Origin of the sequence: Paraburkholderia sp. CNPSo 3272 (assembly GCF_024206495.1) — a bacterium.
GTDB lineage: Bacteria > Pseudomonadota > Gammaproteobacteria > Burkholderiales > Burkholderiaceae > Paraburkholderia.
Map to the genome: position 1 here is coordinate 50,271 of NZ_JAMBPQ010000001.1, position 23,813 is coordinate 74,083.

Below are 23,813 nucleotides of genomic sequence, written 5' to 3' on the forward strand. Positions count from 1 at the left end.
GCTTAGTTGAACGTACCGCCAGTGGCAGCGAGCTCGACGATCGAAGGCGCGACTTCCCACGCCTCGCCATTGCGCTGCTGCGCATAGCGGCGAATCGCGCGCTCGACGTTGTAGAGGCCGACCGTGTCGGCATACAGCATCGGGCCGCCACGCCACAGCGGGAAGCCGTAGCCCGTGAGATAGACCATGTCGATGTCCGACGCCTTCGAAGCGATGCCTTCTTCGAGAATCTTCGCGCCTTCGTTGACGAGCGAGAACACGAGACGCTCGACGATTTCCTCGTCGCTGATCTTGCGGCGTTCCACACCGGCTTCCTTCGAGTACGCCACGATCATCTCGTCGACGAGCTTCGAAGGCAGGGCGTTGCGCTCGCCCGCCTTGTAGTCGTACCAGCCCGCGCCGGTCTTCTGCCCGAAGCGGCCGGTCTCGCAGAGACGATCGGCAATCTTCGAGTACTTCATGTCCGGGTGTTCCTGATAGCGGCGCTTGCGAATGGCCCAGCCGATATCGTTGCCGGCCAGGTCGCTCATGCGGAACGGCCCCATCGCGAAGCCGAACTTCTCGACTGCCCGGTCCACTTGCGCGGGCAGCGCGCCTTCTTCGAGCATGTAGAGCGCCTGACGCACGTACTGCTCGATCATGCGGTTGCCGATGAAGCCGTCGCACACGCCCGAAACCACGGCCGTCTTGCGGATCTTCTTGGCGACCTGCATGACGGTGGCGAGCACGTCTTTGGCCGTTTCCTTGCCGCGCACGACTTCGAGCAGCTTCATCACGTTGGCAGGACTAAAGAAGTGCAGACCCACCACGTCCTGCGGACGCTTCGTGAACGCCGCGATCTTGTCGACGTCGAGCGTCGAGGTATTCGAGGCGAGTATCGCGCCAGCCTTGGCGACTTCGTCGAGGCGCTTGAATACCTGCTCCTTCACGCCGAGTTCTTCGAACACCGCTTCGATGATGAGATCGGCTTGCTTGAGGTCGTCGTAGGAGAGCGTCGGGCTGATGAGCGCCATGCGCGCTTCCACCTTCTCCTGCGTGAGCTTGCCCTTCTTGACCTGCGCTTCGTAGTTCTTGCGGATCGTGGCGAGGCCGCGATCGAGCGCTTCCTGCTTCGTTTCCAGCAGCGTGACCGGCACGCCCGCGTTGAGGAAGTTCATCGTGATGCCGCCGCCCATCGTGCCCGCGCCGATCACCGCGACCTTCTGGATGTCGCGCGTGGGCGTGCTCGACGGCACATCGGGAGTCTTGCTGGCAGCACGCTCGCCGAAGAACGCGTGGCGCAGCGCGCGGCTTTCCGGCGTCTGCACGAGCTCGAGGAAGCATTCGCGCTCAAAGGCGAGGCCCTTTTCGAAGCCCTGCTTCACACCCGCCGCAATGGCGTCGACGCACTTCACCGGCGCGGGATAGTTCTTCGCCATCGCGCCCACGGTGTTGCGCGAGAACTGCAGGAAGCCTTCGGCGTTCGCGTGTTCGATCTTGCGATTGCGCACGAGCGGATGCGGGGCCGCCTTGTCGGCCGCCTTGCGCGCGAATGCGATTGCCTCGTCGAGCAGATCGCCTTGCGCCATGGCGTCGAAGAGCCCCGAATTCGCTAGCTTTTCGCTCATCACCGGCGCGCCCGTAACGATCATGTTGAGCGCGGCTTCAAGGCCGATCGCACGCGGCAGACGCTGCGTGCCCCCCGCGCCCGGCAGAATGCCGAGCTTCACCTCGGGCAGCGCGATCTGCGCGCCGGGAGCAGCGATACGGTAGTGCGCGCCGAGCGCCAGTTCGAGACCGCCGCCCATGGCCACGCTATGGATCGCGGCCACGACCGGCTTCGCGCTCTTTTCGACTTCCTTGATGACCGTGTGGAGCGTGGGCTCCTGCATCGCCTTGGGCGTGTTGAATTCGGTGATGTCCGCGCCGCCCGAGAACGCCTTGCCGGCGCCCGTGATCACGATGGCCGCAACGGCCGGATCGCTAGCGGCGCGCGCGAGGCCCTCGACAATGCCTGCGCGGGTCGAATGCCCGAGGCCGTTGACGGGCGGATTATTGAGCGTGATGACGGCGACGCCGTCGCGAGTCGTGTAGTCCACTGCCATTTGCCTGCCTCCATGCTTGCGGGCCGCGATGTGCGTCGTCGGTTTCATTGTCCGACATTCCCGGTCAGCAGGCAGAATACCCAAAAAAGAACGTTCGTTCAATTTTTTGCTGCGCTGCGGACGCCAGGGTTTGTACTGAACACTCGAATCCGGCGGATCGGAGGGTAAAAGTCGGAAGAAAAAAAACGCAGCCAAATGGCTGCGCCGGAGAACCTTGCGCGGCTGCGCGGGCGGCTCGGGGCGGCTTATCCGCGCTTCGCGGCGTCTTGCGCCGGATCGAGCGGACAGCCCTGCGCGGCGAGCGCGGTCGGCAACACGTAGGCGCGGAACTGCTCGCGCAGCTTTAGCTTTTGCAGCTTGCCCGTCGCCGTATGGGGCAATTCGTCGACGAACACGGCGTCGTCGGGCAGCCACCATTTCGCGACCTTGCCTTCGAAGTATGCGAGCAGTTCTTCACGCGTGACCGCGGCGCCGGGCTTCTTCACCGCAACGATGAGCGGGCGCTCGGTCCAGCGCGGATGCGCGCAGGCAATGCACGCGGCCTCCGCGATGGCCGGATGCGCCACTGCGATGTTTTCGAGGTCGATCGAGCTGATCCACTCGCCGCCCGACTTGATCACGTCCTTGCTGCGATCAGTGATGTGCAGGAAGCCGTCGGGGTCGATCGTGGCGACGTCGCCCGTGGGGAACCAACCGTCCACGAGCGGCGAGCCGCTTTCCTGGCGGAAATAACGGTCGATCACCCACGGCCCGCGCACGTGCAGGTCGCCGAACGTCACGCCATCCCACGGCAATTCCCGCCCGTCTTCGCCCACGATCTTCATGTCCACGCCGAAAATCACGCGCCCCTGCTTTTCGAGCAGTGCCTGCTGCGCTTCGCGCGGACGCTCCGACTGTTCCCAGTTGAGCCTCGAGAGCGTGCCGAGCGGCGACATCTCCGTCATGCCCCATGCGTGGATGGTCTGCACGCCGTAGTCGTCCTCGAAGGCGCGTTGGATCGCCGGCGGGCAGGCCGAGCCGCCGACCACGGTGCGCCGGAGCGTGGTAAAACGCACGCCCGCTGCACGCACATACGCCAGCAAGCCGAGCCAGACCGTGGGCACGCCGGCCGAAGCGGTGACCCCTTCCGCTTCCATGAGTTCGTAAAGCGACTTGCCGTCGAGATCCTTGCCGGGCATGACGAGCTTCGCACCCGTGAGCGGCGCCGCATGCGGAATGCCCCATGCGTTCACATGGAACATCGGCACGACGGGCAAGATCGCATCGCGCGCGCAGAGCCCCATGGCGTCGGGCAGCGACGCGCCATAGGCATGCAGCACCGACGAGCGATGCGTGTACAGCGCGCCTTTCGGGTTGCCCGTGGTGCCGGACGTGTAGCAAAGGTTCGAGGCGCTGCGCTCGTCGAGTTCCGGCCACGCGAAGTGGCCATCCTGCGCGGCGAGCAGCGTTTCGTAGCAGAGCACTTCCGTGCGCATTGCCGGCCGGTGCGACTCGTCGCACAACGCGATCCAGCCGCGCACGCTCGGGCATTGCGGCGCGAGCGTGTCGACGAGCGCGGCAAACGTGATGTCGAACAGCACGTAGCGGTCTTCGGCGTGATTGACGATCCACGCGATCTGCTCGGGAAAGAGCCGCGGATTGATGGTGTGGCACACGGCGCCGAATCCGGTCACACCGAAATAGGCTTCGAGGTGCCGGTAACCGTTCCAGGCCAGCGTGCCGACGCGCTCGCCCGGCGCCACGCCCAGCGCAATGAGCGCCTGGGCAAGCTGCTTCGAGCGCACCTCGCATTCGCGGTAGGTGTAGCGGTGAATGTCGCCCTCGACGCGGCGCGAGACGATCTGCGCGCTGCCATGGTGGCGCGCCGCATGCGCAATCAACGACGGGAGCGTGAGCGGCACATCCATCATCTGTCCCAGCAGCGGCGCAGTCATCGGTGGCGGTCTCCTCGCGTTTGATCGGCTTTGTCTGGCGTTGTCTGGCGTTGTGTTTGGCGCATCGGGCTGGCTCGCCGGCAAGCTTCGAACGTGCCCCAGCACGCCGGCGGGTGCGGACTTACAATATCGACTATTCAACAGGCCCTCAATATGTCGTTTTCACCAGGCACTCCCGACTCCCAAGGCGGCTCGTCCGCTACGCACCCGCCCGCCACCGGTCCGCTCGCCGACTTCGAACGCGCACTGATTGTGCCGCGCGAAGACGCCTTCGCCGCGCTCGGCGCACGCTTTTACACGCGTCTGCCCGGCGCGCCGCTGCCTGCGCCTTACGTTGTCGGCTTCTCGCAGGCCATGGCCGCGCAACTCGGGCTCGATGCATCCGCCGTTGCCGACCCTGCGTTCGCCGCGTTCTTCAGCGGGAATTTCACGCGCGAGCGCTCGCCTTCGGCCATGTCGTACGCAACGGTCTACTCCGGCCACCAGTTCGGCGTATGGGCGGGCCAGCTCGGCGACGGCCGCGCCCTCACGCTCGGCGAGGTCGAGCACGAGGGCAGGCGCAACGAGATCCAGCTCAAAGGCGCGGGCCGCACGCCCTACTCGCGCATGGGCGACGGCCGCGCGGTGCTGCGCTCGTCGATCCGCGAATTCCTGTGCTCGGAGGCCATGCATCATCTCGGCATTCCGACCACGCGCGCCCTCACGGTGACCGGCTCCGACCAGCCCGTGCGCCGGGAAGACATGGAAACGGCTGCGGTCGTCACGCGCGTGTCGCCGAGCTTCGTGCGCTTCGGCCACTTCGAGCACTTCTATTCCCACGACGACGTGGACGCGCTGCGCGCGCTCGCCGACCACGTGATTGCGCGCTTCTATCCGCAACTGCGCGAAGCCGACGACCCATACCTCGCCCTGCTCGACGAAGCGGTGCGCACCACGGCAGCGCTGATGGTCGAGTGGCAAGCCGTGGGCTTCTGCCACGGCGTGATGAATACCGACAACATGTCGATCCTCGGCCTCACGATCGATTACGGTCCGTTCGGCTTCATGGACGGCTTCGACGCCAACCACATCTGCAATCATTCGGATTCGCAGGGCCGCTACGCGTACCGCATGCAGCCGCAGATCGCGTACTGGAATCTCTTCTGCCTCGCGCAGGCGCTCGTGCCGCTGTTCGGCGCGCACTACGACATCGCCGACGAAAAGAAGCGCGGCGAACGTGTGGTGGCCGACGCGCAAGGCGTGCTCGAACGCTTCAAGGGGCACTTCGCGCCCGCGCTCGAAGCGCGCATGCGCGCGAAGCTCGGCCTCGAACACGAGCGCGAAGGCGACGACGCGCTCGCGAACAAGCTGTTCGAAATCATGCATGCCAACCGGGCCGATTTCACGCTCACGTATCGAAATCTCGCGCGCGTTTCGAAGCATGACGCGAGCGGCGACACGCCGGTGCGCGATCTCTTTCTCGATCGCGCCGCGTTCGACGCGTGGGCCGCCGACTACCGCGCGCGCCTCACGGACGAAACACGCGACGACGCCGCGCGCGCCGAGGCGATGAACCGCACCAATCCGAAATACGTGCTGCGCAATCACCTCGCGCAAACGGCGATCGAGCGTGCCGCGCAAAAGGACTTCAGCGAAGTGGAGCGGCTCGCCAAGGTGCTGGAGCGGCCATTCGACGAGCAGCCCGAAAACGCGTCGTACGCGGGGCTGCCGCCCGACTGGGCGAGTTCGCTCGAAGTCAGTTGCTCTTCTTGAGCGCGCCCCCATCTATGTGATCCTTGTTTCCCACCCGACAGGAACCCGACATGAGCCAGGACGACCACAACTCCCCTTCCTACCCCGGCTACAAGTCCGACGAGCAATGGCGCGAGCAGCTCGACGAAGGCCAGTATCAGGTCACGCGCCATGCCGCCACCGAGCGCGCCTTCACGGGCAAATACTGGGATCATTTCGATCGCGGCGTGTATGACTGTGTGTGTTGCGGCACACCGCTCTTCGAGTCCGACACGAAATTCGACGCGGGCTGTGGCTGGCCTAGCTACTTCCGCCCGATCAACGGCGAGGTGATCGAAGAGAAAACCGACCGCACGCACGGCATGCTGCGCATCGAGGTGCGCTGCAAGAACTGCGGCGCGCACCTGGGCCATGTGTTCGAGGATGGTCCGGCCCCGACGGGCCTTCGGTATTGCATCAATTCGGCTGCGCTACAATTCGAGCCCAAGTGACGTTGGCAAGGCAGCCCCGCGCCCCGCGCGGGGCCCAATGCGGCCTTGACAACGTCGTGCCCTCCTCTTTTGCCGGGCTCAATTCGTCAACTCTCAGGCCGATAATGAAATTCCTGTTTGATCTGTTCCCGATCATCCTCTTTTTCGTCGCCTTCAAGCTGTGGGGCATCTTTACGGCTACGGCCGTGGCGATTGGAGCTACGCTCGTGCAGATCGCTTGGGTCGCGTTCCGTCACCGCAAGGTCGACCCGATGCTGTGGCTTTCGCTGTGCATCGTCGTCGTGTTCGGCGGCGCCACGCTGATGCTGCACGACGAAACCTTCATCAAGTGGAAACCGACCGTGCTCTACTGGGCGTTCTCGGTCGTGCTGCTCGTCTCGCAAGTGGCATTCGGCAAGAACCTCATCGAAGCGATGATGGGCAAGCAGATCACCCTGCCGACGCGCATCTGGACGCAACTGAACTTCGTCTGGTCGATCTTCTTCGCGCTGCTCGGCATTCTCAATCTCTTCGTGGCATTCCACTTCTCCACCGACGCGTGGGTCGACTTCAAGCTGTTCGGCGCGACCGGCATTCTCGTGGTGTTCATCGTCGGCCAGAGCCTGTGGCTTTCGCGTTACATGAAGGAAGAAGAATGAGCGACGTCTTTCTCAACGCCAGCCCCGCCGAGCGCATGGCGCTCATCGAAACGCGGCTCACAGCGGCGCTCGCCCCCATTTCGATCGACGTGCGCGACGACAGCGCGCAGCATGCCGGACACGCGGGCGCCGCTGCCGGCGGTCATTATCATGTCACGATCGTTGCGGGCGCATTCGCGGGGAAAGCCCGCGTGGCAAGGCATCGCATGGTGTATGATGCGCTGGCCGAGGCCATGCAGCGCGGCATCCACGCTCTCGCGATCACGGCGCTCACGCCCGAAGAAGCCGCGGCGCTGCCCCGCTAGCCCACGTTAGATTTCGTTCTTTTTGTTCGCCATTTTGGTTCGCCCCGTTAGGACTTTCCGATGACCTTGAAGAAAACCCATCTTTGGGTGTTGCTGGCTGCGTTTGCGGCGGCTCCCGCCTTTGCGCAGAACATCGCCGTCGTGAACGGCACGCCGATTCCCAAAGCGCGCGCCGATGCGCTGATCGACCAGCTCGTGCATCAAGGCCAGCAGGATTCGCCGCAGCTGCAGATGGCCGTGCGTGAAGAGCTCGTGAATCGCGAAATCCTCATGCAGGAAGCCATTCGCGAAGGCATTCCGAACAAGCCGGACGTGAAGGCGCAGATCGCCGTGGCCCAGCAGACCGTCGTGCTGCGCGCGCTGATCGAGAACTTCGTGAAGAACAACCAGCCGAGCGACGCCGAAGTCAAGGCGCGCTACGACCAGTTGACCAAGGATGCGGGCGGCAGCGAATACCACCTGCACCACATCCTCGTGGACAACGAGCAGCAGGCCAAGGACCTGATCGCGAAGATCAAGGCCGGCGCCAGTTTCGAAGACCTCGCGAAGCAGTACTCCAAGGACCCGGGTTCGGCGAAGAATGGCGGCGACCTCGACTGGTCCGATCCGAAGGCCTACGTGCCGGAATTCGCGACTGCGGCCACGCACCTGCAGAAAGGCCAGATGACCGATACGCCGGTGCACACGCAGTTCGGCTGGCACATCATCCGCGTGGACGACATCCGCCCGGTCACGCCGCCGCCGCTCGAGCAGGTGCGCCCGCAGATCGTCCAGCAGATCCAGCAGGAAAAGCTGCAGGCGTTCGAAGAGAATCTGCGCAAGCAGGCGAAGATTCAGTAAGGCCGCACGCGGCTTTGCGTGCCGCAAAAAACCCCGCGACCTTTCGAAGGCGCGGGGTTTTTGTTTGCGGCTACGCGTTGAGCTCGTAGCTCGTGCTGCGCCCGCCACCCTCCGCCTTGCGCAGCGCACCGCGCGCCACCAGGTCGTTGATGTCGCGTAACGCCGTGTCGGACGAGCATTTGGCGATGGCCGCCCACTTGCCGCTCGTGAGCTTGCCGTCGAAGCCGTCGAGCAGGCGGTTCAGAAGCTTGACCTGGCGTTCGTTGAACGGCGTCGCGGCCCACTCGCGCCAGAAGCGCGCCTTGGCGAGCACGGCGTCCAACGTGATTTGCGCCTGATCGACCGCGCGATGCAGCGCGTCGAAGAACCAGGCGAGCCACAGCGTGACGTCCATCGAGCCGCGCTGCGTGCGCTCCAGAATGTCGTAGTAGCCTTTGCGCTCCCGCTGAATCTGTGCGGAGAGGCTATAAAAGCGCTGCGCACTGCCGTCCGCGCGCGCGAGCAGCAAGTCGCCGATGGCTCTGGCCACGCGGCCATTGCCGTCGTCGAACGGGTGCAACGTGACGAACCACAAGTGGCCGAGAGCCGCCTTGATCAGCGGCGGCTCTTGCGGCGGCCCGTTGAGCCAGTCGAGAAAGCGCCGCGTTTGCGCTTCCAGCCGGTTCGCGGGCGGCGCCTCGAAATGCACGCGTTGACGGCCGATCGGCCCGGAGATCACCTGCATGGGCCCGCTCGCATCGTCGCGCCATGCCCCGACGTTAATCCGCGACAGGCCCGCGTAACCCGTAGGAAACAGCGCGGCGTGCCAGCCGAACAGGCGCTCGCGCGTGACTGGCGCGCGGCTGTTGGTGGTCGCGTCCAGCACCATCTCCACCACCCCTTCCACGTGCCGGTCCACCGGCGCGAGCGCCCCGATGTCAACGCCCATGCGACGCGCGATGGACGAACGCACGGAGGCAACATCGAGCTGTTCGCCTTCGATCTCGCTGGTCTTGAGCACGTCCTCCGTCAGGGCCGCGAGGCTCGCCTGATCGCGCAGCGCCAGGCCTACATCGGCGAGCCTGCCCACCAGCAGGCCCTGGGCGCGGCTCACCTCGGCCATGGGCTCGGCCAGCGCCGCGAGATCGAAGCGCCACTGAGGCCAGTCGCCGGCTTGCCAGATGTAGGTGTATTCGCCGCTATTCATGCGGCGATTATGAGCGATATTCACCGCAGGCGCAAATCAATCACCGCAAAATATGCGGCGATTAACGCCGCTATTCGCCGCAGCGCCCGCGCCGGTCGGCGCCCAAGAGGCAAAAACCCCGGCCGGCACTCGCAATCGAGGCAGGACCGGGGCTTTCCACCGGGGCGAGTTGCCCCGCCCTGGCGTCAACCGTCCGCGAAATTCGCGAGTTGCGCGAGGCGCGTTAGCCCACCCACTTGCGCGCGTTCTGGAACGCACGCATCCACGGGCTCGCCTCTCCCCAGGCTTGGGGATGCCAGCTCATCGTCACTGTGCGCTGCACGCGCTCGGTGTGCGGCATCAGCACCGTGAAGCGGCCATCGGGCGTCGTGACCGAGGTGATGCCTTGCGGCGAGCCGTTCGGATTGAACGGGTAGGCTTCGGTTGCCTGGGCGCGATGGTCGACATAGCGCATCGCCACCGCGACCTTCGAGATGTCGCCCTGCTGCGAGAAGTCCGCGAAACCTTCGCCGTGCGCGACCGCCACCGGAATGCGCGAGCCTTCCATGCCGTTGAAAAAGATCGACGGCGAGCCCTGCACTTCCACCAGCGAGAAGCGCGCTTCGAACTGCTCCGACTTGTTGCGCGTGAACTTCGGCCAGGCTTCGGCGCCCGGGATCATCGAGGCGAGACTCGACATCATCTGGCAGCCGTTGCAGATGCCGAGCGCAAACGTGTCCTGACGCGCGAAGAACGCCGCGAACATGTCCGCGAGCTTCGCGTTGAAGCGGATCGTCTTGGCCCAACCTTCGCCCGCGCCCAGCACGTCGCCGTATGAGAAGCCGCCGCAGGCCACCGCGCCCGCGAAGTCGGCGAGCGTGGCGCGGCCTTCGAGCAGATCGCTCATGTGTACGTCGTGCGCGTCGAAGCCGGCGCGGTCGAACGCGTACGCGGTTTCGAGGTGCGAGTTCACGCCCTGCTCGCGCAGGATCGCCACGCGCGGACGCGCGCCACGGCCGATGAACGGCGCGGCGATGTCCTCGGCCGGATCGAACGTGAGATGCGGCTGCATGCCCGGATCGGCGGCGTCGAGCAGCGCGTCGTATTCCGAATCGGCGCAGGCGGGGTTGTCGCGCAAACGCGCAATGCGCCAGCTCACTTCGCTCCACACGCGTTGCAGTTCCGCACGCGGCGCTTCGTAGATACGCTTGGCGTCGCGGTAGATTTCAATCGAGTCGCGATTGTTCAGCGTGCCGATCACATGCGAGCACACCGAGAGGCCATGCTCACGCAGCACGCCCATCACGACGTCGCGCTGCTGTGCGGGCACCTGGATCACCGCGCCGAGTTCTTCGGAGAAGAGCGCGCGCAGCGTGCGGTCTTCGCGGCGGCCGCTCGTCTGCTTCGCCCAGTCCTTCGCGTCGCCATAGTCGGACTCGTGCTCGCTGTCGAGCGCGAGCATGTCCACGTTCAGCGACACGCCCGTGTGGCCCGCGAAGGCCATTTCGCAGACCGTCGCCCACAGGCCGCCGTCCGAGCGGTCGTGGTACGCGAGCAGTTGCTCGTTCGCGTTCAGCTGCTGGATGGCCGTGAAGAACTGCTTGAGATCTTCGGCACTGTCCACGTCGGGCACCGCGTCGCCGACCTGCTGCGTGACCTGCGCGAAGATGCTGCCGCCCATACGGTTCTTGCCGCGGCCCAGGTCGATCGCGATCAGCACCGACTCGCCCACTTCGTCGGCGCGGCGCAGTTGCGGCGTGAGGTGGCGGCGCACGTCATCGACCGGCGCGAACGCCGAGATGATGAGCGACACCGGCGCGACCACTTCCTTCGCCACGCCTTCCTCATTCCACTTCGTGCGCATGGAGAGCGAATCCTTGCCGACCGGAATGCCGATGCCCAGCGCAGGGCACAGCTCCATGCCGATCGCCTTCACGGTGTCGTACAGCGCCGCGTCCTCGCCCGGTGCGCCGCACGCGGCCATCCAGTTCGCGGAGAGCTTGAGCTTGTCGAGCGAGAGGATGGGCGCGCTGGCGATGTTGGTGATCGCCTCGCCCACGGCCATGCGGCCCGATGCGGGCGCATCGATCACGGCGAGCGGCGTGCGCTCGCCCATCGTCATCGCTTCGCCCTTGTAGCCCGCGTAGTCGAGCGCGGTGATCGCGCAGTCGGCCACCGGCACCTGCCACGGGCCGACCATCTGGTCGCGCACCGTCGTGCCGCCCACCGAGCGGTCGCCGATGGTGATGAGGAACGACTTGCTGCCCACGGTCGGGTGGCGCAGCACGCTCTTCGCGACTTCGTCGAGCGAGACGCCCGTGACTTCGACCGGCGCGAGCGGCATGCTCGCGTGCTCGACGTTGCGGTGCATGCGCGGCGGCTTGCCGAGCAGGATGTCCATCGGCATGTCGACGGGCTGGTGGCCGCCGCTGGCTGCGAGCGCGTGCTCGTCGGTGTCGATGAGCTTCAGGTCGCGCGCGTCGGTCGCGACGCCCACCACGGCGAACGGGCAGCGCTCACGCTCGCAGATCGACTGGAACTCCGCCAGATCGGCGGGTGCGATCGCGAGAACGTAGCGTTCCTGCGATTCGTTCGACCAGATTTCGCGCGGCGAAAGGCCCGACTCTTCGAGCTGCACCTTGCGCAGTTCGAAGCGCGCGCCCTTGTCGGCGCCGTCGACGAGTTCGGGGAAGGCGTTGGAAAGGCCGCCCGCGCCGACGTCGTGGATACTCAGGATCGGGTTGCGCTCGCCAAGCTGCCAGCACGAATTGATGACTTCCTGCGCGCGACGCTCGATTTCCGGATTGCCGCGCTGAACCGAGTCGAAGTCGAGTTCGGCCGTGTTGGTGCCGGTGGCCATCGAACTGGCCGCGCCGCCGCCCATGCCGATGCGCATGCCCGGGCCGCCGATCTGGATCAGCAGCGTGCCGGCCGGCAGGTCGTGCTTGTGCGTGTGCTGCGCGCTGATGTTACCGAGGCCGCCCGCGATCATGATCGGCTTGTGATAGCCGCGCACGGTGCCCGCCACGTTCTGCTCGTAGGTGCGGAAATAGCCGCCGAGGTTCGGCCGGCCGAATTCGTTGTTGAACGCGGCGCCGCCGAGCGGGCCGTCGATCATGATCTGCAGAGGCGAAGCGATGCGGTCCGGGCGGCCGTAGGCGCCCTGCGTGTCGGCGGGATTGCGCAGCGCGAGCGGCACAGCCGCGTCGCGGGCGTCTTCCCACGCTTCGCGCGCGTCGGGCAGATCGAGGTTCGAAACCGTGAAGCCCGTGAGGCCGGCCTTCGGACGCGCGCCACGGCCCGTCGCGCCTTCGTCGCGGATTTCGCCGCCCGAGCCCGTTGCCGCGCCCGCGAACGGCGAGATCGCCGTGGGGTGGTTGTGCGTCTCCACCTTCATCAGCGTGTGCGTGAGTTCGGTGTGGCGGCCGTAACGTTCACCCGGCTCGCCAGGCATGCCGTCGGCGTTGCTCTTGCGCGGGAACCAGCGCTCCGCGACCGCACCTTCCATGATCGACGAGTTGTCCGAGTAGGCAACGATCGTGCCCTGCGGGCTGATCTTCTCGGTGTTGCGGATCATCGCGAAGAGCGACATATCCTGCTCCTGGCCATCGATCGTCCAGCTCGCGTTGAAGATCTTGTGGCGGCAGTGCTCGCTGTTGGCCTGCGCGAACATCATCAGCTCGACGTCGGTCGGGTTGCGCTCGAGCTTCTTGAAGTTTTCGACGAGGTAGTCGATTTCATCGTCGGCGAGCGCGAGGCCCAGTTCCCCGTTGGCCGTTTCCAGCGCCGCACGGCCGTGGCCGAGCACGTCGACCGTCTGCATCGGGCGGGCCGGCAGCTCGTCGAACAGATGCAGCGCCACGTCGCGCGAAGGCGCCACGCTTTCCGTCATGCGGTCGTGCAGCGCCGCGGCAACAGCGGCGTGCGCCTCATCCGGGAGCGTCTTCTTGCCGCCGAGCAGCCCCGACTTGAGCACCACGGTGTATTCGACGCCGCGCTCGATGCGGCGCACCTGCTCGAGGCCGCAATGGTGCGCGATGTCCGTAGCCTTGCTCGCCCACGGCGACACCGTGCCGAAGCGCGGCACGACGAGGAACGTGAGCGCGCTGCCGCGCTCCTGCGGGGCCGCGAACGGCGCGCCGTAGTGCATCAGCGCTTCGATTTTCGCGCTGTCTTCGGCGGTGAGCTGCGCAGCCGAGTTGACGAAATGCAGATACTGGCCGTGCACGCCGACGATGTTGGCGTCGATACGCTGAAGCGTCTCGAGCAGGCGGGTCTGACGGAAGTCGGAAAGGGCCGAAGCGCCGGGGAAACACGAGAAGTGGGCCATGGACTGGGGCGTTGCGTCGAGGTTGCGTCAGAGTTGCGTCGCGGCTTCGCCTCGCGCGAAACACGTCGCAAGGTGGCGATGCGTCGCGCGGGGGATGGCGACGGTCAGGCGAAGGGAGACCGCGATTATAACCCGGAAGGCCTGTCCTGACCGTCCCGGCGGCCGCGCGCAACGCGGGTGGCAAGCCGGCCTCGCGCATGGCGATGCGCACGCTTTCGCTGCTATGATTGCGCGTTTCGTCTGATCGGCGCACCCGGGCATCGCTTCGGCGCGCCGCACGCCCCACCTTCGGCAGGACGCCCTCACCCGAGCGAGCGCCACCTGCCTGCAGATCGTATCGTCATGGATGTCATCGTCATCGGCGGCGGAATCGCCGGCATCGCTACCGCCTGGCAGCTGCGCGCGGCCGGGCATCGCGTCTGCGTGATCGAACGCCACGCCACTGTCGCGCAAGGCGCGACCTACGGGCATAGCGGCATTGCGCTGCCCACGCCGCTCGACGTCTGGTTCGGCCCCACCTTCCTGCGCAATGGCCGTCAGTCGTCCGGCGGCGTGATCAGCAAGACAGGCTGGCGCGGCCAGGCGCACGGTTTCGCCAAGCGCCTTGCCACGCTGCACGGCTCCGAGGCGTTCGCCGAGCGCTATGCGCTGCTGCGCCCGCTCATCGACTCGGCGCAAGCGGCGCTCGCCGACATCGACGCGCGCTTCCAGCTCGATTACGAGCAGCGCGACGGCCTGCTCTACCTCGTGCGCGGCAACGACGAATGGTCACTCACGCAACCGGCCCTCGAGCTGCTGCGCCGCTTCGAGACGCCGCACCACGCGCTTTCGCCCGCGGAATGCGTGGCTTTCGACCATGCCATCCCCGCCGATCCGCCGTTTGCGGGCGGCGTGCGCTTCGAGACCGGCCGGGTCGCCAACTGCCCGCTCTTCGTGAAGCTGCTCAAGCAGGTGCTCGACGCCCAGGGCGGCGTGCAGTTCGAGATGAGCCGCGAGGTCAGCGCGATCCGCCTGGAAGACCGGCGCGCAGCCGTGGAACTCGCGCCGCCTGCGCACGAAGCGGGCCGCTCGCGCGACGTCGAGGTGATCTCGGGCGACGCCGTCGTGGTCGCCGCGGGCGCGCAAACGCCGCAGCTTCTGACGCCGCTCGGCCTCAAGATGCCGTTTTATCCGCTGCGCATGCACACGCTCAATTCGCCGGTGGCGCACGAGGAATGCGTGCCGCAGACCACGATCGTCGATGCCGGCAAGCGCATCGCCATCGCGCGCATGAATCACCGGCTGCGCATTTCGGGCGCCGCTGTGCTGCTGCGCGCGCAGGAAGTCGACGACGCGCTGCCCGAGGCGCTCACCGAAGACGCCCTCGCGCTGCTCGGCGAGGCGTCGCGCGACTGGGCGCCGGGCGCCGCGCGCATTTCGGCCGCGCTTGGGTGGGAGGGCATGAAGCTGCTTTCCGCCGACGGGTTGCCGGCGGTCGGCAGCGTGAGCCATCCGCGCCTCTTCGTCAACGCCGGCCACGGGCCGGCGGGCTGGGCGCTTTCGCTCGGCTCCGCGCGTCTCATCGCCCAGCAGATCTCCAACCAGGCGCCCGACCTGCCGGCCGATACCATCAAGGCGCTCTCCCCGGGCCGCGATTGAGGGGCGGGCGGCCGTGCGGCGTTGCCGCGCCGCCGTCCCGGTCCACCGCGCGCCTGGGGCGTGCCGTCTGAGGGCGTGCTCGGGTATCGTTGCGATGTCGCCTCCCAGGACCGCATCGCCATGACGCACGCTCCCCACTCTTTTGGCGCCGGGCAACCGGTGCTCGTCTACCCGCACGATCGTGCCGTCCCCCTGCTTACCGTCGAACAGCTGCGCAACGCCGAAGTCGCCGCGCAGTCGGGCCTGCCTGCCCACACGCTGATGGCGCGCGCAGGCGCCGCCGCCGCTCACTTCCTGTGCGAGCAGCTTGCGCATGCGCCCTCGTGGGCGAGCGACAAGCCGGTCTGGTTGGCCGCCGGGCCCGGCAACAACGGGGGTGACGCGCTCGTCGTCGCCACGGAACTGCATCGCGCGGGCGTCGTCGTGCAAGTCTGCATGCCCGTCGAGGTCAAGCCCGACGACGCGCGCTGGGCGCTCGCCGAAGCACGCGCGGCAGGCGTGCCCATCGCCGCGTCGGCGCCCGCGTCGTTCGATTCTTACGGCTGGCTCGTCGACGGCATGTTCGGCATCGGTCTAGCGCGCGGGCTCGAAGGCGTATTCGCCGAATTCGCCGAGACGCTCTCGGCGCGCGCGCGCAGCCATGGCCACGTGCTCGCGCTCGACGTGCCGAGCGGCCTCGACGGCGACACCGGCAACGTGGTCGGCAGCGGCCCCGCTGTGCGCGCGACCCACACCGTGACGTTCATCTGCGCCAAGCCCGGCCTCTACACGGGCGTCGGGCGCGACTACGCGGGCGCCGTCGCGGTCGCGCCGATCGGCATCGACACCTCCGGCACGCCGGGCGCCGCACACCTGAACGCGCCCGCGCTCTTCGCCGCCGCGCTGCCCGCACGCGACTTCGCCACCCACAAGGGCACGTTCGGCACGCTCGCCGTCGTCGGCGGCGATACCGGCATGTGCGGCGCGCCGATTCTCGCGGCGCGCGCGGCGCTCCTCACCGGCGCGGGCAAGGTTCACGTGGGCTTTCTCGGCAGCGACGCGCCGCCCTACGACGCGCCGCACCCCGAACTCATGCTGCACGCGGCGGCCAGGCTCGCGCTCGACGCGATGGACGCTGTCGCCGCGGGCTGCGGCATGGGCGGCAGCGCGTCGGCGCGCCAGCTCGTGGACGCCATCCTGCGCCTTCACGCCCGGGTGCTCCTCGATGCCGATGCGCTCAATCTCGTCGCGCGCGACGAGGCGCTAGCGGCACACGTCGCGCAGTCGGCCGCCGCGCGCGGCGCGCCTTGCGTGCTCACACCGCATCCGCTCGAGGCGGCGCGCCTGCTCGGCTGCGACACAGCCGCGGTGCAGCGCGATCGCCTCGCCGCTGCGCGAACACTTGCGGACCGCTATGCGGCGGTTACCGTCCTCAAGGGCAGCGGCACGGTGGTCGCCGCGCCGGACGGCCGCGTCGCCGTCAATCCCACCGGCAACGCGGGCCTCGCCACGGGCGGCACCGGCGACGTGCTCGGCGGCATGATCGGCGCGCTGCTGGCCCAGCGCGTGCCGCCCTATGAAGCGGCGCTCGCGGGCGTCTACCTGCACGGTCTCGCGGCCGACACGCTGTGCGCACAAGGCGACGGCCCCGCGGGCCTCACGGCGGGCGAACTCGCGCCAGCGGTGCGCAAGCTCATGAACCGGCTCTTTTACGCGCCGTCTTATGCAGCCTGAAGCCGCGTGCCGCACGTCCGTTCGTACGGCACGCGGCTTGCTTGACGGCGACGCCCGCCCGGCCTCCCGCGCCGGCACGGCTGCAGGCATCACAACGCTGCGCAGTGTCGCGCGAGGCCGCTATACTGATCCTCCGCACGCCGTCTTTCACCCGAGGCGGCCCGTGCTTGCCCGCGGCGCGCGAAGCGCGCGTTCGGCCAGACCGGCGAACCGCACCTGCCGCCCTCCATTCGTGATCCCTCGCTAGACGAACATGACGAATCCGCTCCCCGCCTGGTCCGCGCTACAGACGCATTACGAACAGATCCGCGACGAAAAGCTGCGCGACTGGTTCGCCCCCGCCAATGACCCTGCGCCGACGCGCGCCGAACGCTTCACGTTCGCAGGCGCCGGTCTCGGCGCCGACTTCTCGAAGAACCGCATCACCGACGCCACGCTCAAGCTGCTCGTGCAGCTCGCTCGCGAGGCCGGCGTGGAAGCGCGCCGCGATGCGATGTTCAAGGGCGAAGTCGTCAACCCGACTGAAGGCCGCGCGGCGCTGCACACCGCCTTGCGCGCCACCGAAGCCGACGCCCCGTTCCACGCCCAGATCGCCGCCGAGCGCGCGAAGATGGCGAAGTTCGCCGACGCGGTGCGCAGCGGCGCATGGACCGGCTACACGGGCAAGCGCATCCGCCATGTCGTCAATATCGGCATCGGCGGCTCGGACCTCGGGCCGAAGATGGTCGTGCACGCGCTTAAGCATCTCGAGCTGCCCGAGATCACCTCGCATTTCGTCTCGAACGTGGACGGCGCGGATCTGTGGCGCACGATCGAAAACATCGATCCGGAAGAGACGCTGGCGATCATCGTTTCGAAGACGTTCACGACGCTCGAAACCATGACCAACGCGCTGTCGATGCGCGACTGGTTCGTCAAGCACGGCTGTCCGCAAGGCGAACTCGCGAAGCACTTCGTGGGCGTCTCGGCGAATCCGGCCGAAGTCGTGAAGTTCGGCATCGCCAAAGAAAACGTGTTCGAGATGTGGGACTGGGTCGGCGGCCGCTATTCGTTGTGGTCGGCCGTGGGCCTCTCGATCATGATCGCCATCGGACCGCAGCAGTTCGACGAACTGCTCGCCGGCGCGCACGACATGGACAAGCACTTCCGCGAAGCGCCGCTGGAGAAGAACCTGCCCGTGCTGCTCGGCATGATCGGCATCTGGTATCGCAACTTCTTCGGCTCGCAGAGCTATCTCGTTGCGCCCTACTCCGAAGCACTGCACTTCCTGCCTTCGTATCTCCAGCAGCTCGAAATGGAGAGCAACGGCAAGTCGGCGCGCCTCGACGGCAAGTTCGTCGATTACGCGACCTCGGCGATCACCTGGGGCGAGCCGGGCACGAACGGCCAGCACGCGTTCTTCCAGATGCTGCACCAGGGCACGACGATCGTGCCGATCGACTTCATCGCCGTGCTCACGCCCGAGCATCCGCTGGCCGACCATCAACCGAAGCTGCTCGCGAACTGCTTTGCGCAGAGCGAGGCGATGATGCTTGGACGCACCGAGGAAGAGGCGAAGAAGATTGCCGGCCCGGACAAGCCCGAACTCGTGCCGCACATCATGTTCCCCGGCAACCGCCCGACCACGACGCTGCTCGTCGATGCGCTCACGGCCCGCTCGCTCGGCGCGCTCATCGCGCTCTATGAGCACAAGGTGCTCGTGCAGGCTTCCGTATGGGACATCAATCCGTTCGACCAGTGGGGCGTGGAACTCGGCAAGATCCTCGGCAAGGTGGTGGAAGCCGACCTGAACGCGGCAAGCGCCGATGTGAAGCCGCACGATTCGTCCACGGCCGCGTTGATCGCGCGCGCCCGCGCGGCGCTCAAGCGCTAACTCGCGGGAAACCGGCGTGCGCATGCGCTGCGCACGCCGTTCGATGGTCAGGCGCTAACGCCCGGCTTCGACATTGCTCGCGTCGCGCGAGGCTGCCGCGCCATGCGGCGCGTTGGGCACGCGGTGGCCCGCCTCGATCGTGATGATGGCGTCGCAGCGCTGCGCGAGATCGACGTCGTGGGTGACGAGCACGAGCGTCGCGCCGTTGGCGCGGTTGAGTTCGAACATCAGGTCGATGACGGCGTGGCCCGTGGCGGCGTCGAGGCTGCCGGTAGGCTCGTCGGCGAACAGCACGGCGGGGCTCGTCACGAACGCGCGGGCGAGCGCCACGCGTTGCTGCTCGCCGCCCGAGAGCAGCTTCGGGTAGTGGCCCGTGCGCTCGGCAAGACCTACGCGCTCGAGCAGCGCGCGCGCGCGGGAGAAAGCATCACGCGTCGACATGCCGCCCTGCAGTTCGAGCGGCAGTGCGACGTTCTCCAAAGCGGTGAGATGCGGCATCAGCTGGAACGACTGGAACACGAAGCCCACCGAGCCGTTGCGCAGCGCCGCGCGCTGATCTTCGGCCATGCCGGTAAGCTCATGGCCTAGCAGGCGCACCGAACCCGCGCTCGCGCTGTCGAGGCCGGCCAGCAGGCCGAGCAGCGTCGACTTGCCGGAGCCGGACGCGCCGACGATCGCCACGCTCCCGCCCGCCTGCACGGTGAGGTCGATGCCGTCGAGGATCGTCAGCTCGCCGGTGGCGTCGGTGACCCGCTTGCTCAAACCCCGTACTTCGATGACTGGATCGCTATTCATTCGCACATGATGACGCACACGTTAGCCGTGAACCAGAAGCGCGCCGCGCGGCGCGCCGCCCTTTCCCGCGCTTCGTCCCGCTTCAGCGCGTTTGCCGCTATCGCGACCTTGACCGCCGCTGCCCTGCTCGGCGCCTTATGTGGCATGACCGGCACCGCGCTCGCGGCCTCGCCCGTTTCCACGGCCAACGCGGCGACGAACCCCGCTGCCACGGCAAAACCGAACGTCGTCGTGCTCGGCGACAGCCTTTCCGCCGAATACGGCCTGCCGCGCGATACGGGCTGGGTGGCCCTGCTGCGCCAGCGGCTCGCCAGCGAGCGGATCGATTATAACGTTGCGAATGCGAGCATCAGCGGGGACACGACCAGCGGCGGACTCACGCGCCTGCCGCTCGTCATGCAGCGCATCAAGCCCGCGATCGTGATCGTCGAACTGGGCGCAAACGACGCACTGCGCGGTGTCCCGCTCACGACGACCGAGAGCAATCTGCGCGCCATCGTCGCGCAGATCCGCAAGGGCGGCGCGAAACCCGTGCTCATCGGCATGTACGTACCGCCCAACTACGGGGTCGACTATACGCGTGACTTTCACGCCATCTACGAGCGGCTGGCGAAAGAACTGAACGTGCCGCTCGTGCCCTTCCTGCTCGCCGGCCTCGCCGACAAGCCCGAACTCTTCCAGGCCGATCAGATCCATCCCATCCAGCAGGCACAGCCTTTGCTGCTCGACAACGTGTGGCCAACGCTCAAGCCGCTGCTCGGCAGCGGCGTGCGGCGGTGAGGCGGCAGCGGGACTAACGTGCGGGCGCCCTCACCGGGCGCCTATTCTCAGGGCCTCGCCCTCGGCGCGTCTAACCCCGCTCGAACCTCTCAGCCAGCGTGGCAGCGGGCAACCGCGTCGCGCCATTGGCCATCTTTGCGTCAGACACGCGAGCCCTCGAAGCTTCGCTGCCTGAATCCGACCGACCCTGACTGGAGGGAAGAAGCGTGAAATATTTACCTCTCATTGTCGTTACGGCGGCCCTTGCTGCCTGCGCCAATCAGCCAATGCCGAGCGGAGCGCAGTCCGTCGGCACGAGCCAGCAACCGCCTGCGACGGTTGCCCAATGCATCGCGCAAAAATGGGCCGACAAGTCGCAGCAGCAAGTCGTCTCACAGTCCGTGCTCGCCAACGGCCAGGCTGTCGACGTCTATGTCCCTGGCCAGCAGCCGCCTAACGGCGCAGCCGCAACGGTGCGCCCGGCATGGAGCGCCAGCGCGAAGACGTGGGTCGGCTTCCGCTCCGGCGGCGGCGCCGGTGGAGACGCAACCAGCGACATCAGCGCCTGCCTCTGATTTCGCGCTCGCCAGAACGCAAAAGCCCCGCGGTGTTTCGCGGGGCTTTTTTTGTGCCGGCTCTCGGCGCCGGCGGCCTGATGCGGGTTCGGCTTACTGGGCGCCGTCGCCGTCGCCCGACTGGCCAGCCGAGCTGAGCGAGCCGTAGAGCTTCACCTTCGCGCGCTCGCGCAGCGCGTCGAGGTACGCCTGCACCTGCGACTGGCCGTCGACCTGGGCCAGTTGCTGCTGCGCGGCGGCCAGACGCGGGCCTTCTGCGGCCGGACCGTTGGTCACGCTGTTCACGCGGTAGATCGCATAGCCGTCATTGCCGAGATCGACGCCCACGTAAGCGGGCAGCTTCTGCGAATCCGCCTTGAAGACGGCCGACAGCGCGCTGGGCGGCAGGCCCTGTGCGTCGTTGCGCGACACCTTGAGCGCCGACGAGAAACCCTCGGTCGACTTCGACTTCTGCAGTTCCGCGAGCTTCGCCTCGCCGTCCTTGCGCGCGATGTCGGCGGCCTGCTGCGCGACCACCTTCTGGCGCACGGCGTCCTTGACCGCGGCGAACGCGGGCACGGCGGCCGGCTGGTAGTTCGTCACGTGAGCCGAGATCAGCGTGTTGTTGCCGACGTCGATCGCCTGGGTGTTGTTGTGCTGGTTCACCGAGTCGCTCGCGAATACGGCATCGAGGAACTTTTGGTTGTTCAGCGGACTGTCCGGCGGCAGCGCCGCGTTCGGCTTCGGCGTGACCGTGGCTGTCTGGATCGCCAGCTTGTACTTATCCGCGGCCGGCTGCAGGCTCTTGGCCTGCTCGTAGACCACCGACGTAAAGCCATCGCTCGCGTCGGCGAGCAGTTTCGCGGCTTGCTGCGCCTTCACGTCGTTCGTGATCTGCGCCTTCACGTCGTCGAACGGCTTCGTGACGGCCGGCTTCAGGTCCGTGACCTTGACGATGTGATAGCCGAAGTCCGACTGGATCACATCGCTGATCTCGTCCTTCTTGAGCTTGAAGACCGCGGCGTCGAACGCCTGGCCGCCCGCGATCATGCCGGGGCCGAAGTAGCCGAGGTCGCCGCCCTTCGAGGCCGAACCCGGGTCCTGCGACTCCTTCTGCGCGATCTGCGCGAACTGATCCAGATGGGCCTTCACTTCGGCGAGGATCGATTCGGCCTTTTGCTTCGCGGCGTTGCGCACGTCGGCGCTCGCGTCCTTCGGCACCGTGATCAGGATGTGGCTCGCGCGCACTTCTTCCTGCGTGCGGTAGTGCGCGATGTTGTCGTCGTAGTACTTCTTGAGATCGGCGTCGCTCGGCTGCACGCCGGCGGCAACCGTTGCCGCCGAGAGCACGAGATACTGGATCTGCGCCGTGGCCGGCGTGGCGAACGCGTTCTTGTTCGCGTCGTAGTACGTCTGCAGTTGCGCGTCGGTCGGTTGAACCTTCGCCGCATAGTCGCTCGCGTGGAATGCGAGGCCCTGCACTTTGCGCTGCTGCTCCGAGAGGCCCGTGAGCTGCTGCGCGAGCGCCTTCGGCGTGAACGCGCTGCTGATGATCGACGCCGGCAGCTGCTGCATGGCGAGGCTATAGCGCACGCGCTCGTCGTACTGCTCCGGCGTCATACCCTGCATGGCGAGCAGCTGCTTGTACTGGTCGAGGTTGATCGAACCGTCAGGATTCTTGAGCGACGAGATCACCGGGTCGGAGAGCAGCGCGCGGCGCACGGCGTCGTCCGAGGCGGTCAGGTGCAGGCGCTGCGTTTCGTCCACGAGCACGCGCTGCTGGATCAGACCGTCGAGGATGTCCTTGCGGTGCTGGGGCGTGTCGAACATGCTCGCATCGAATTGCGCGCCGAGGACATGGCGGGCCTGGTCGAGCTGCTGGCGCGCGGCGTTGTCGTATTCGACACGCGTGATCTTGTGCCCGTTGACGCTCGCGACGTTCGCGCTTTCATCGAAGAAGCCGCGGAAACCTTGAATACCGACGAAGCCCAGCCCTGGCAGGACGACCAGGAGCAGCATGAACATCATCAGGCGTTTGTGATTGCGGAAAAAGTCGAGCATGCGTGACCAGACGTTGAGGGCGCCAAAAAACGGAACGCCCGATATTACAACAGCGGCCAACAAAAAAGGCGAACCGGAGTTCGCCTTCTTGTCGAGATATCCTTGGCGGAGCGGACGGGACTCGAACCCGCGACCCCCGGCGTGACAGGCCGGTATTCTAACCAACTGAACTACCGCTCCGTGCGGGTGCGCTACGTACCGGAACTGAAGCTGTGGTGGGTGCTGAGAGGCTCGAACTCCCGACCTACGCCTTGTAAGGGCGCCGCTCTACCAACTGAGCTAAGCACCCAGCTTCATGCTTTCCTGCGCTGCTTCCTGTAGTGCGACTTCTGCTGCGCTACCCATCAGGTAGCGAGCCCGCTAGTTTAGCGCATCCTTCAACGCTTTGCCAGGCCTAAATTTGGGCACCTTCGCCGCCTTGATCTTGATCGCGTCGCCAGTCCGCGGATTGCGGCCAGTGCGCGCCGTGCGCTTGCCGACGGCGAACGTGCCGAAGCCGACGAGCGTAACCGAGCCGCCTTTCTTGAGCGTGCCTTTGACGCCGCCGATCACGGCGTCGAGCGCGCGCCCCGCAGCCGCCTTCGAAATGTCGGCTTGTTGCGCAATATGGTCAATCAGTTCCGTTTTATTCATTCCAGCCCCCGAGAATGTGTTTGGGCAAACGTAAGCAAGAAGGTCAACTTATTGGATAGACGTCCCCGCCATGGCGCGGGGCCCGCTCATTTAACGGGGCCGCAAATGCCGTGTCAAGCGGTGTTGAGCCTGATTCGGCGCGGGATTCGAGGAAATATTCGAGTGAGCACTCGAACAGATGGGAAAAGGCGGAAAAGACCGCTGGTTGTCATCACAACGTCAAGAATCTGACCCAAGCAAAAAGCCCGCGGACCATGCCGCGGGCTTTT

The 23,813-nt window shown here is 66.6% G+C and carries 16 protein-coding genes, 2 tRNA genes and 1 pseudogene; 10 read left to right on the forward strand and 9 right to left on the reverse strand.

The features are described from left to right. Window positions 1-2 precede the first annotated feature (2 nt). Window positions 3-2,084, reverse strand: a complete 2,082-nt coding sequence (locus M3I53_RS00245) for a 3-hydroxyacyl-CoA dehydrogenase NAD-binding domain-containing protein (protein WP_254314007.1) — start codon at window positions 2,082-2,084, stop codon at window positions 3-5. A 245-nt stretch (window positions 2,085-2,329) separates the two neighbouring features. After that, window positions 2,330-4,018, reverse strand: coding sequence for a 3-(methylthio)propionyl-CoA ligase (locus tag M3I53_RS00250; RefSeq protein ID WP_254314008.1), 1,689 nt, complete (start codon window positions 4,016-4,018; stop codon window positions 2,330-2,332). Window positions 4,019-4,171: 153 nt separating this feature from the next. On the opposite strand from M3I53_RS00250, the gene M3I53_RS00255 reads away from it, so the two are divergent. The 5 genes from M3I53_RS00255 to M3I53_RS00275 all read left to right on the forward strand — a co-directional run bounded on the left by M3I53_RS00255 (window position 4,172) and on the right by M3I53_RS00275 (window position 8,023). Beyond that, the gene (locus M3I53_RS00255; RefSeq protein WP_254314009.1) at window positions 4,172-5,770 is read left to right on the forward strand and encodes a YdiU family protein; all 1,599 of its coding nucleotides are present in this window, start codon (window positions 4,172-4,174) and stop codon (window positions 5,768-5,770) included. A 50-nt stretch (window positions 5,771-5,820) separates the two neighbouring features. Then, entirely contained in the window at window positions 5,821-6,240 is a 420-nt protein-coding gene (gene msrB / locus M3I53_RS00260; RefSeq protein ID WP_042269481.1) for a peptide-methionine (R)-S-oxide reductase MsrB, read from the forward strand. Window positions 6,241-6,344: 104 nt separating this feature from the next. Then, the gene (locus M3I53_RS00265) at window positions 6,345-6,878 is read left to right on the forward strand and encodes a septation protein A (protein ID WP_254314010.1); all 534 of its coding nucleotides are present in this window, start codon (window positions 6,345-6,347) and stop codon (window positions 6,876-6,878) included. Further along, the gene (locus M3I53_RS00270) at window positions 6,875-7,183 is read left to right on the forward strand and encodes a BolA family transcriptional regulator (protein ID WP_254314011.1); all 309 of its coding nucleotides are present in this window, start codon (window positions 6,875-6,877) and stop codon (window positions 7,181-7,183) included. Before M3I53_RS00265 ends, M3I53_RS00270 begins: the two co-directional genes overlap by 4 nt. Window positions 7,184-7,243: 60 nt before the next feature. Beyond that, window positions 7,244-8,023 (forward strand): peptidylprolyl isomerase, encoded by a 780-nt coding sequence (locus M3I53_RS00275; protein WP_254314012.1) that lies wholly within the window; start codon window positions 7,244-7,246, stop codon window positions 8,021-8,023. A 70-nt stretch (window positions 8,024-8,093) separates the two neighbouring features. Here M3I53_RS00275 and M3I53_RS00280 read toward each other — a convergent pair whose 3' ends face one another. Then, window positions 8,094-9,209 carry a Fic family protein gene (locus M3I53_RS00280; RefSeq protein WP_254314013.1) on the reverse strand — a complete coding sequence of 372 codons (1,116 nt, stop codon included), beginning with the start codon at window positions 9,207-9,209 and terminating at the stop codon, window positions 8,094-8,096. Window positions 9,210-9,432: 223 nt separating this feature from the next. After that, a complete protein-coding gene (gene purL / locus M3I53_RS00285) occupies window positions 9,433-13,518 on the reverse strand; it encodes a phosphoribosylformylglycinamidine synthase (RefSeq protein WP_254314014.1) in 4,086 nt (1,361 codons plus the stop codon). Between the two features lie 342 nt (window positions 13,519-13,860). Between purL and M3I53_RS00290 the strand changes: the two genes are divergently transcribed. The 3 genes from M3I53_RS00290 (at window position 13,861) to pgi (ending at window position 18,742) form a co-directional block, all read left to right on the forward strand. After that, window positions 13,861-15,156, forward strand: a complete 1,296-nt coding sequence (locus M3I53_RS00290) for an FAD-dependent oxidoreductase (protein ID WP_254314015.1) — start codon at window positions 13,861-13,863, stop codon at window positions 15,154-15,156. 120 nt (window positions 15,157-15,276) lie between these two features. After that, window positions 15,277-16,869: an NAD(P)H-hydrate dehydratase gene (locus tag M3I53_RS00295; RefSeq protein ID WP_254314016.1), complete on the forward strand. Its 1,593-nt coding sequence runs from the start codon at window positions 15,277-15,279 to the stop codon at window positions 16,867-16,869. A gap of 253 nt (window positions 16,870-17,122) precedes the next feature. After that, window positions 17,123-18,742, forward strand: coding sequence for a glucose-6-phosphate isomerase (pgi, locus tag M3I53_RS00300; RefSeq protein WP_254314017.1), 1,620 nt, complete (start codon window positions 17,123-17,125; stop codon window positions 18,740-18,742). Window positions 18,743-18,796: 54 nt separating this feature from the next. On the opposite strand, the gene M3I53_RS00305 is transcribed toward pgi, so the two are convergent. After that, window positions 18,797-19,537, reverse strand: a complete 741-nt coding sequence (locus M3I53_RS00305) for an ABC transporter ATP-binding protein (protein ID WP_254314018.1) — start codon at window positions 19,535-19,537, stop codon at window positions 18,797-18,799. A 144-nt stretch (window positions 19,538-19,681) separates the two neighbouring features. Between M3I53_RS00305 and M3I53_RS00310 the strand changes: the two genes are divergently transcribed. Together M3I53_RS00310 and M3I53_RS00315 are read left to right on the forward strand one after the other, a co-directional pair. Continuing rightward, window positions 19,682-20,317 carry an arylesterase gene (locus M3I53_RS00310; RefSeq protein WP_254314369.1) on the forward strand — a complete coding sequence of 212 codons (636 nt, stop codon included), beginning with the start codon at window positions 19,682-19,684 and terminating at the stop codon, window positions 20,315-20,317. A 206-nt stretch (window positions 20,318-20,523) separates the two neighbouring features. Then, entirely contained in the window at window positions 20,524-20,871 is a 348-nt protein-coding gene (locus M3I53_RS00315; protein WP_028206982.1) for a hypothetical protein, read from the forward strand. 93 nt (window positions 20,872-20,964) lie between these two features. Here the strand turns inward: M3I53_RS00315 and M3I53_RS00320 are convergent, their stop codons facing one another. From M3I53_RS00320 to M3I53_RS00335, 4 genes and pseudogenes are all read right to left on the reverse strand, one after another. Continuing rightward, window positions 20,965-22,911 carry a SurA N-terminal domain-containing protein gene (locus M3I53_RS00320; RefSeq protein WP_254314019.1) on the reverse strand — a complete coding sequence of 649 codons (1,947 nt, stop codon included), beginning with the start codon at window positions 22,909-22,911 and terminating at the stop codon, window positions 20,965-20,967. Window positions 22,912-23,014: 103 nt separating this feature from the next. Then, window positions 23,015-23,091: transfer RNA gene (locus M3I53_RS00325), tRNA-Asp, on the reverse strand. A 33-nt stretch (window positions 23,092-23,124) separates the two neighbouring features. Further along, window positions 23,125-23,200, reverse strand: a tRNA-Val gene (locus M3I53_RS00330). Window positions 23,201-23,271: 71 nt separating this feature from the next. Beyond that, a pseudogene (locus tag M3I53_RS00335) lies at window positions 23,272-23,550 on the reverse strand (HU family DNA-binding protein); the annotation flags it as partial. Window positions 23,551-23,813: the final 263 nt, after the last annotated feature.

What these genes read in the sequence shown, in the direction of transcription:
- M3I53_RS00255 (WP_254314009.1), top strand. Translation starts at nt 4,172, where the DNA reads ATGTCGTTTTCACCAGGCACTCCCGACTCCCAAGGCGGCTCGTCCGCT.
- pgi (WP_254314017.1), top strand. Translation starts at nt 17,123, where the DNA reads ATGACGAATCCGCTCCCCGCCTGGTCCGCGCTACAGACGCATTACGAA.
- M3I53_RS00245 (WP_254314007.1), bottom strand. Translation starts at nt 2,084, where the DNA reads ATGGCAGTGGACTACACGACTCGCGACGGCGTCGCCGTCATCACGCTC.
- M3I53_RS00295 (WP_254314016.1), top strand. Translation starts at nt 15,277, where the DNA reads ATGACGCACGCTCCCCACTCTTTTGGCGCCGGGCAACCGGTGCTCGTC.
- M3I53_RS00310 (WP_254314369.1), top strand. Translation starts at nt 19,682, where the DNA reads ATGACCGGCACCGCGCTCGCGGCCTCGCCCGTTTCCACGGCCAACGCG.
- M3I53_RS00275 (WP_254314012.1), top strand. Translation starts at nt 7,244, where the DNA reads ATGACCTTGAAGAAAACCCATCTTTGGGTGTTGCTGGCTGCGTTTGCG.
- M3I53_RS00270 (WP_254314011.1), top strand. Translation starts at nt 6,875, where the DNA reads ATGAGCGACGTCTTTCTCAACGCCAGCCCCGCCGAGCGCATGGCGCTC.
- M3I53_RS00290 (WP_254314015.1), top strand. Translation starts at nt 13,861, where the DNA reads ATGGATGTCATCGTCATCGGCGGCGGAATCGCCGGCATCGCTACCGCC.
- purL (WP_254314014.1), bottom strand. Translation starts at nt 13,518, where the DNA reads ATGGCCCACTTCTCGTGTTTCCCCGGCGCTTCGGCCCTTTCCGACTTC.
- M3I53_RS00320 (WP_254314019.1), bottom strand. Translation starts at nt 22,911, where the DNA reads ATGCTCGACTTTTTCCGCAATCACAAACGCCTGATGATGTTCATGCTG.
- M3I53_RS00305 (WP_254314018.1), bottom strand. Translation starts at nt 19,537, where the DNA reads ATGAATAGCGATCCAGTCATCGAAGTACGGGGTTTGAGCAAGCGGGTC.
- M3I53_RS00280 (WP_254314013.1), bottom strand. Translation starts at nt 9,209, where the DNA reads ATGAATAGCGGCGAATACACCTACATCTGGCAAGCCGGCGACTGGCCT.
- M3I53_RS00250 (WP_254314008.1), bottom strand. Translation starts at nt 4,018, where the DNA reads ATGACTGCGCCGCTGCTGGGACAGATGATGGATGTGCCGCTCACGCTC.
- msrB (WP_042269481.1), top strand. Translation starts at nt 5,821, where the DNA reads ATGAGCCAGGACGACCACAACTCCCCTTCCTACCCCGGCTACAAGTCC.
- M3I53_RS00265 (WP_254314010.1), top strand. Translation starts at nt 6,345, where the DNA reads ATGAAATTCCTGTTTGATCTGTTCCCGATCATCCTCTTTTTCGTCGCC.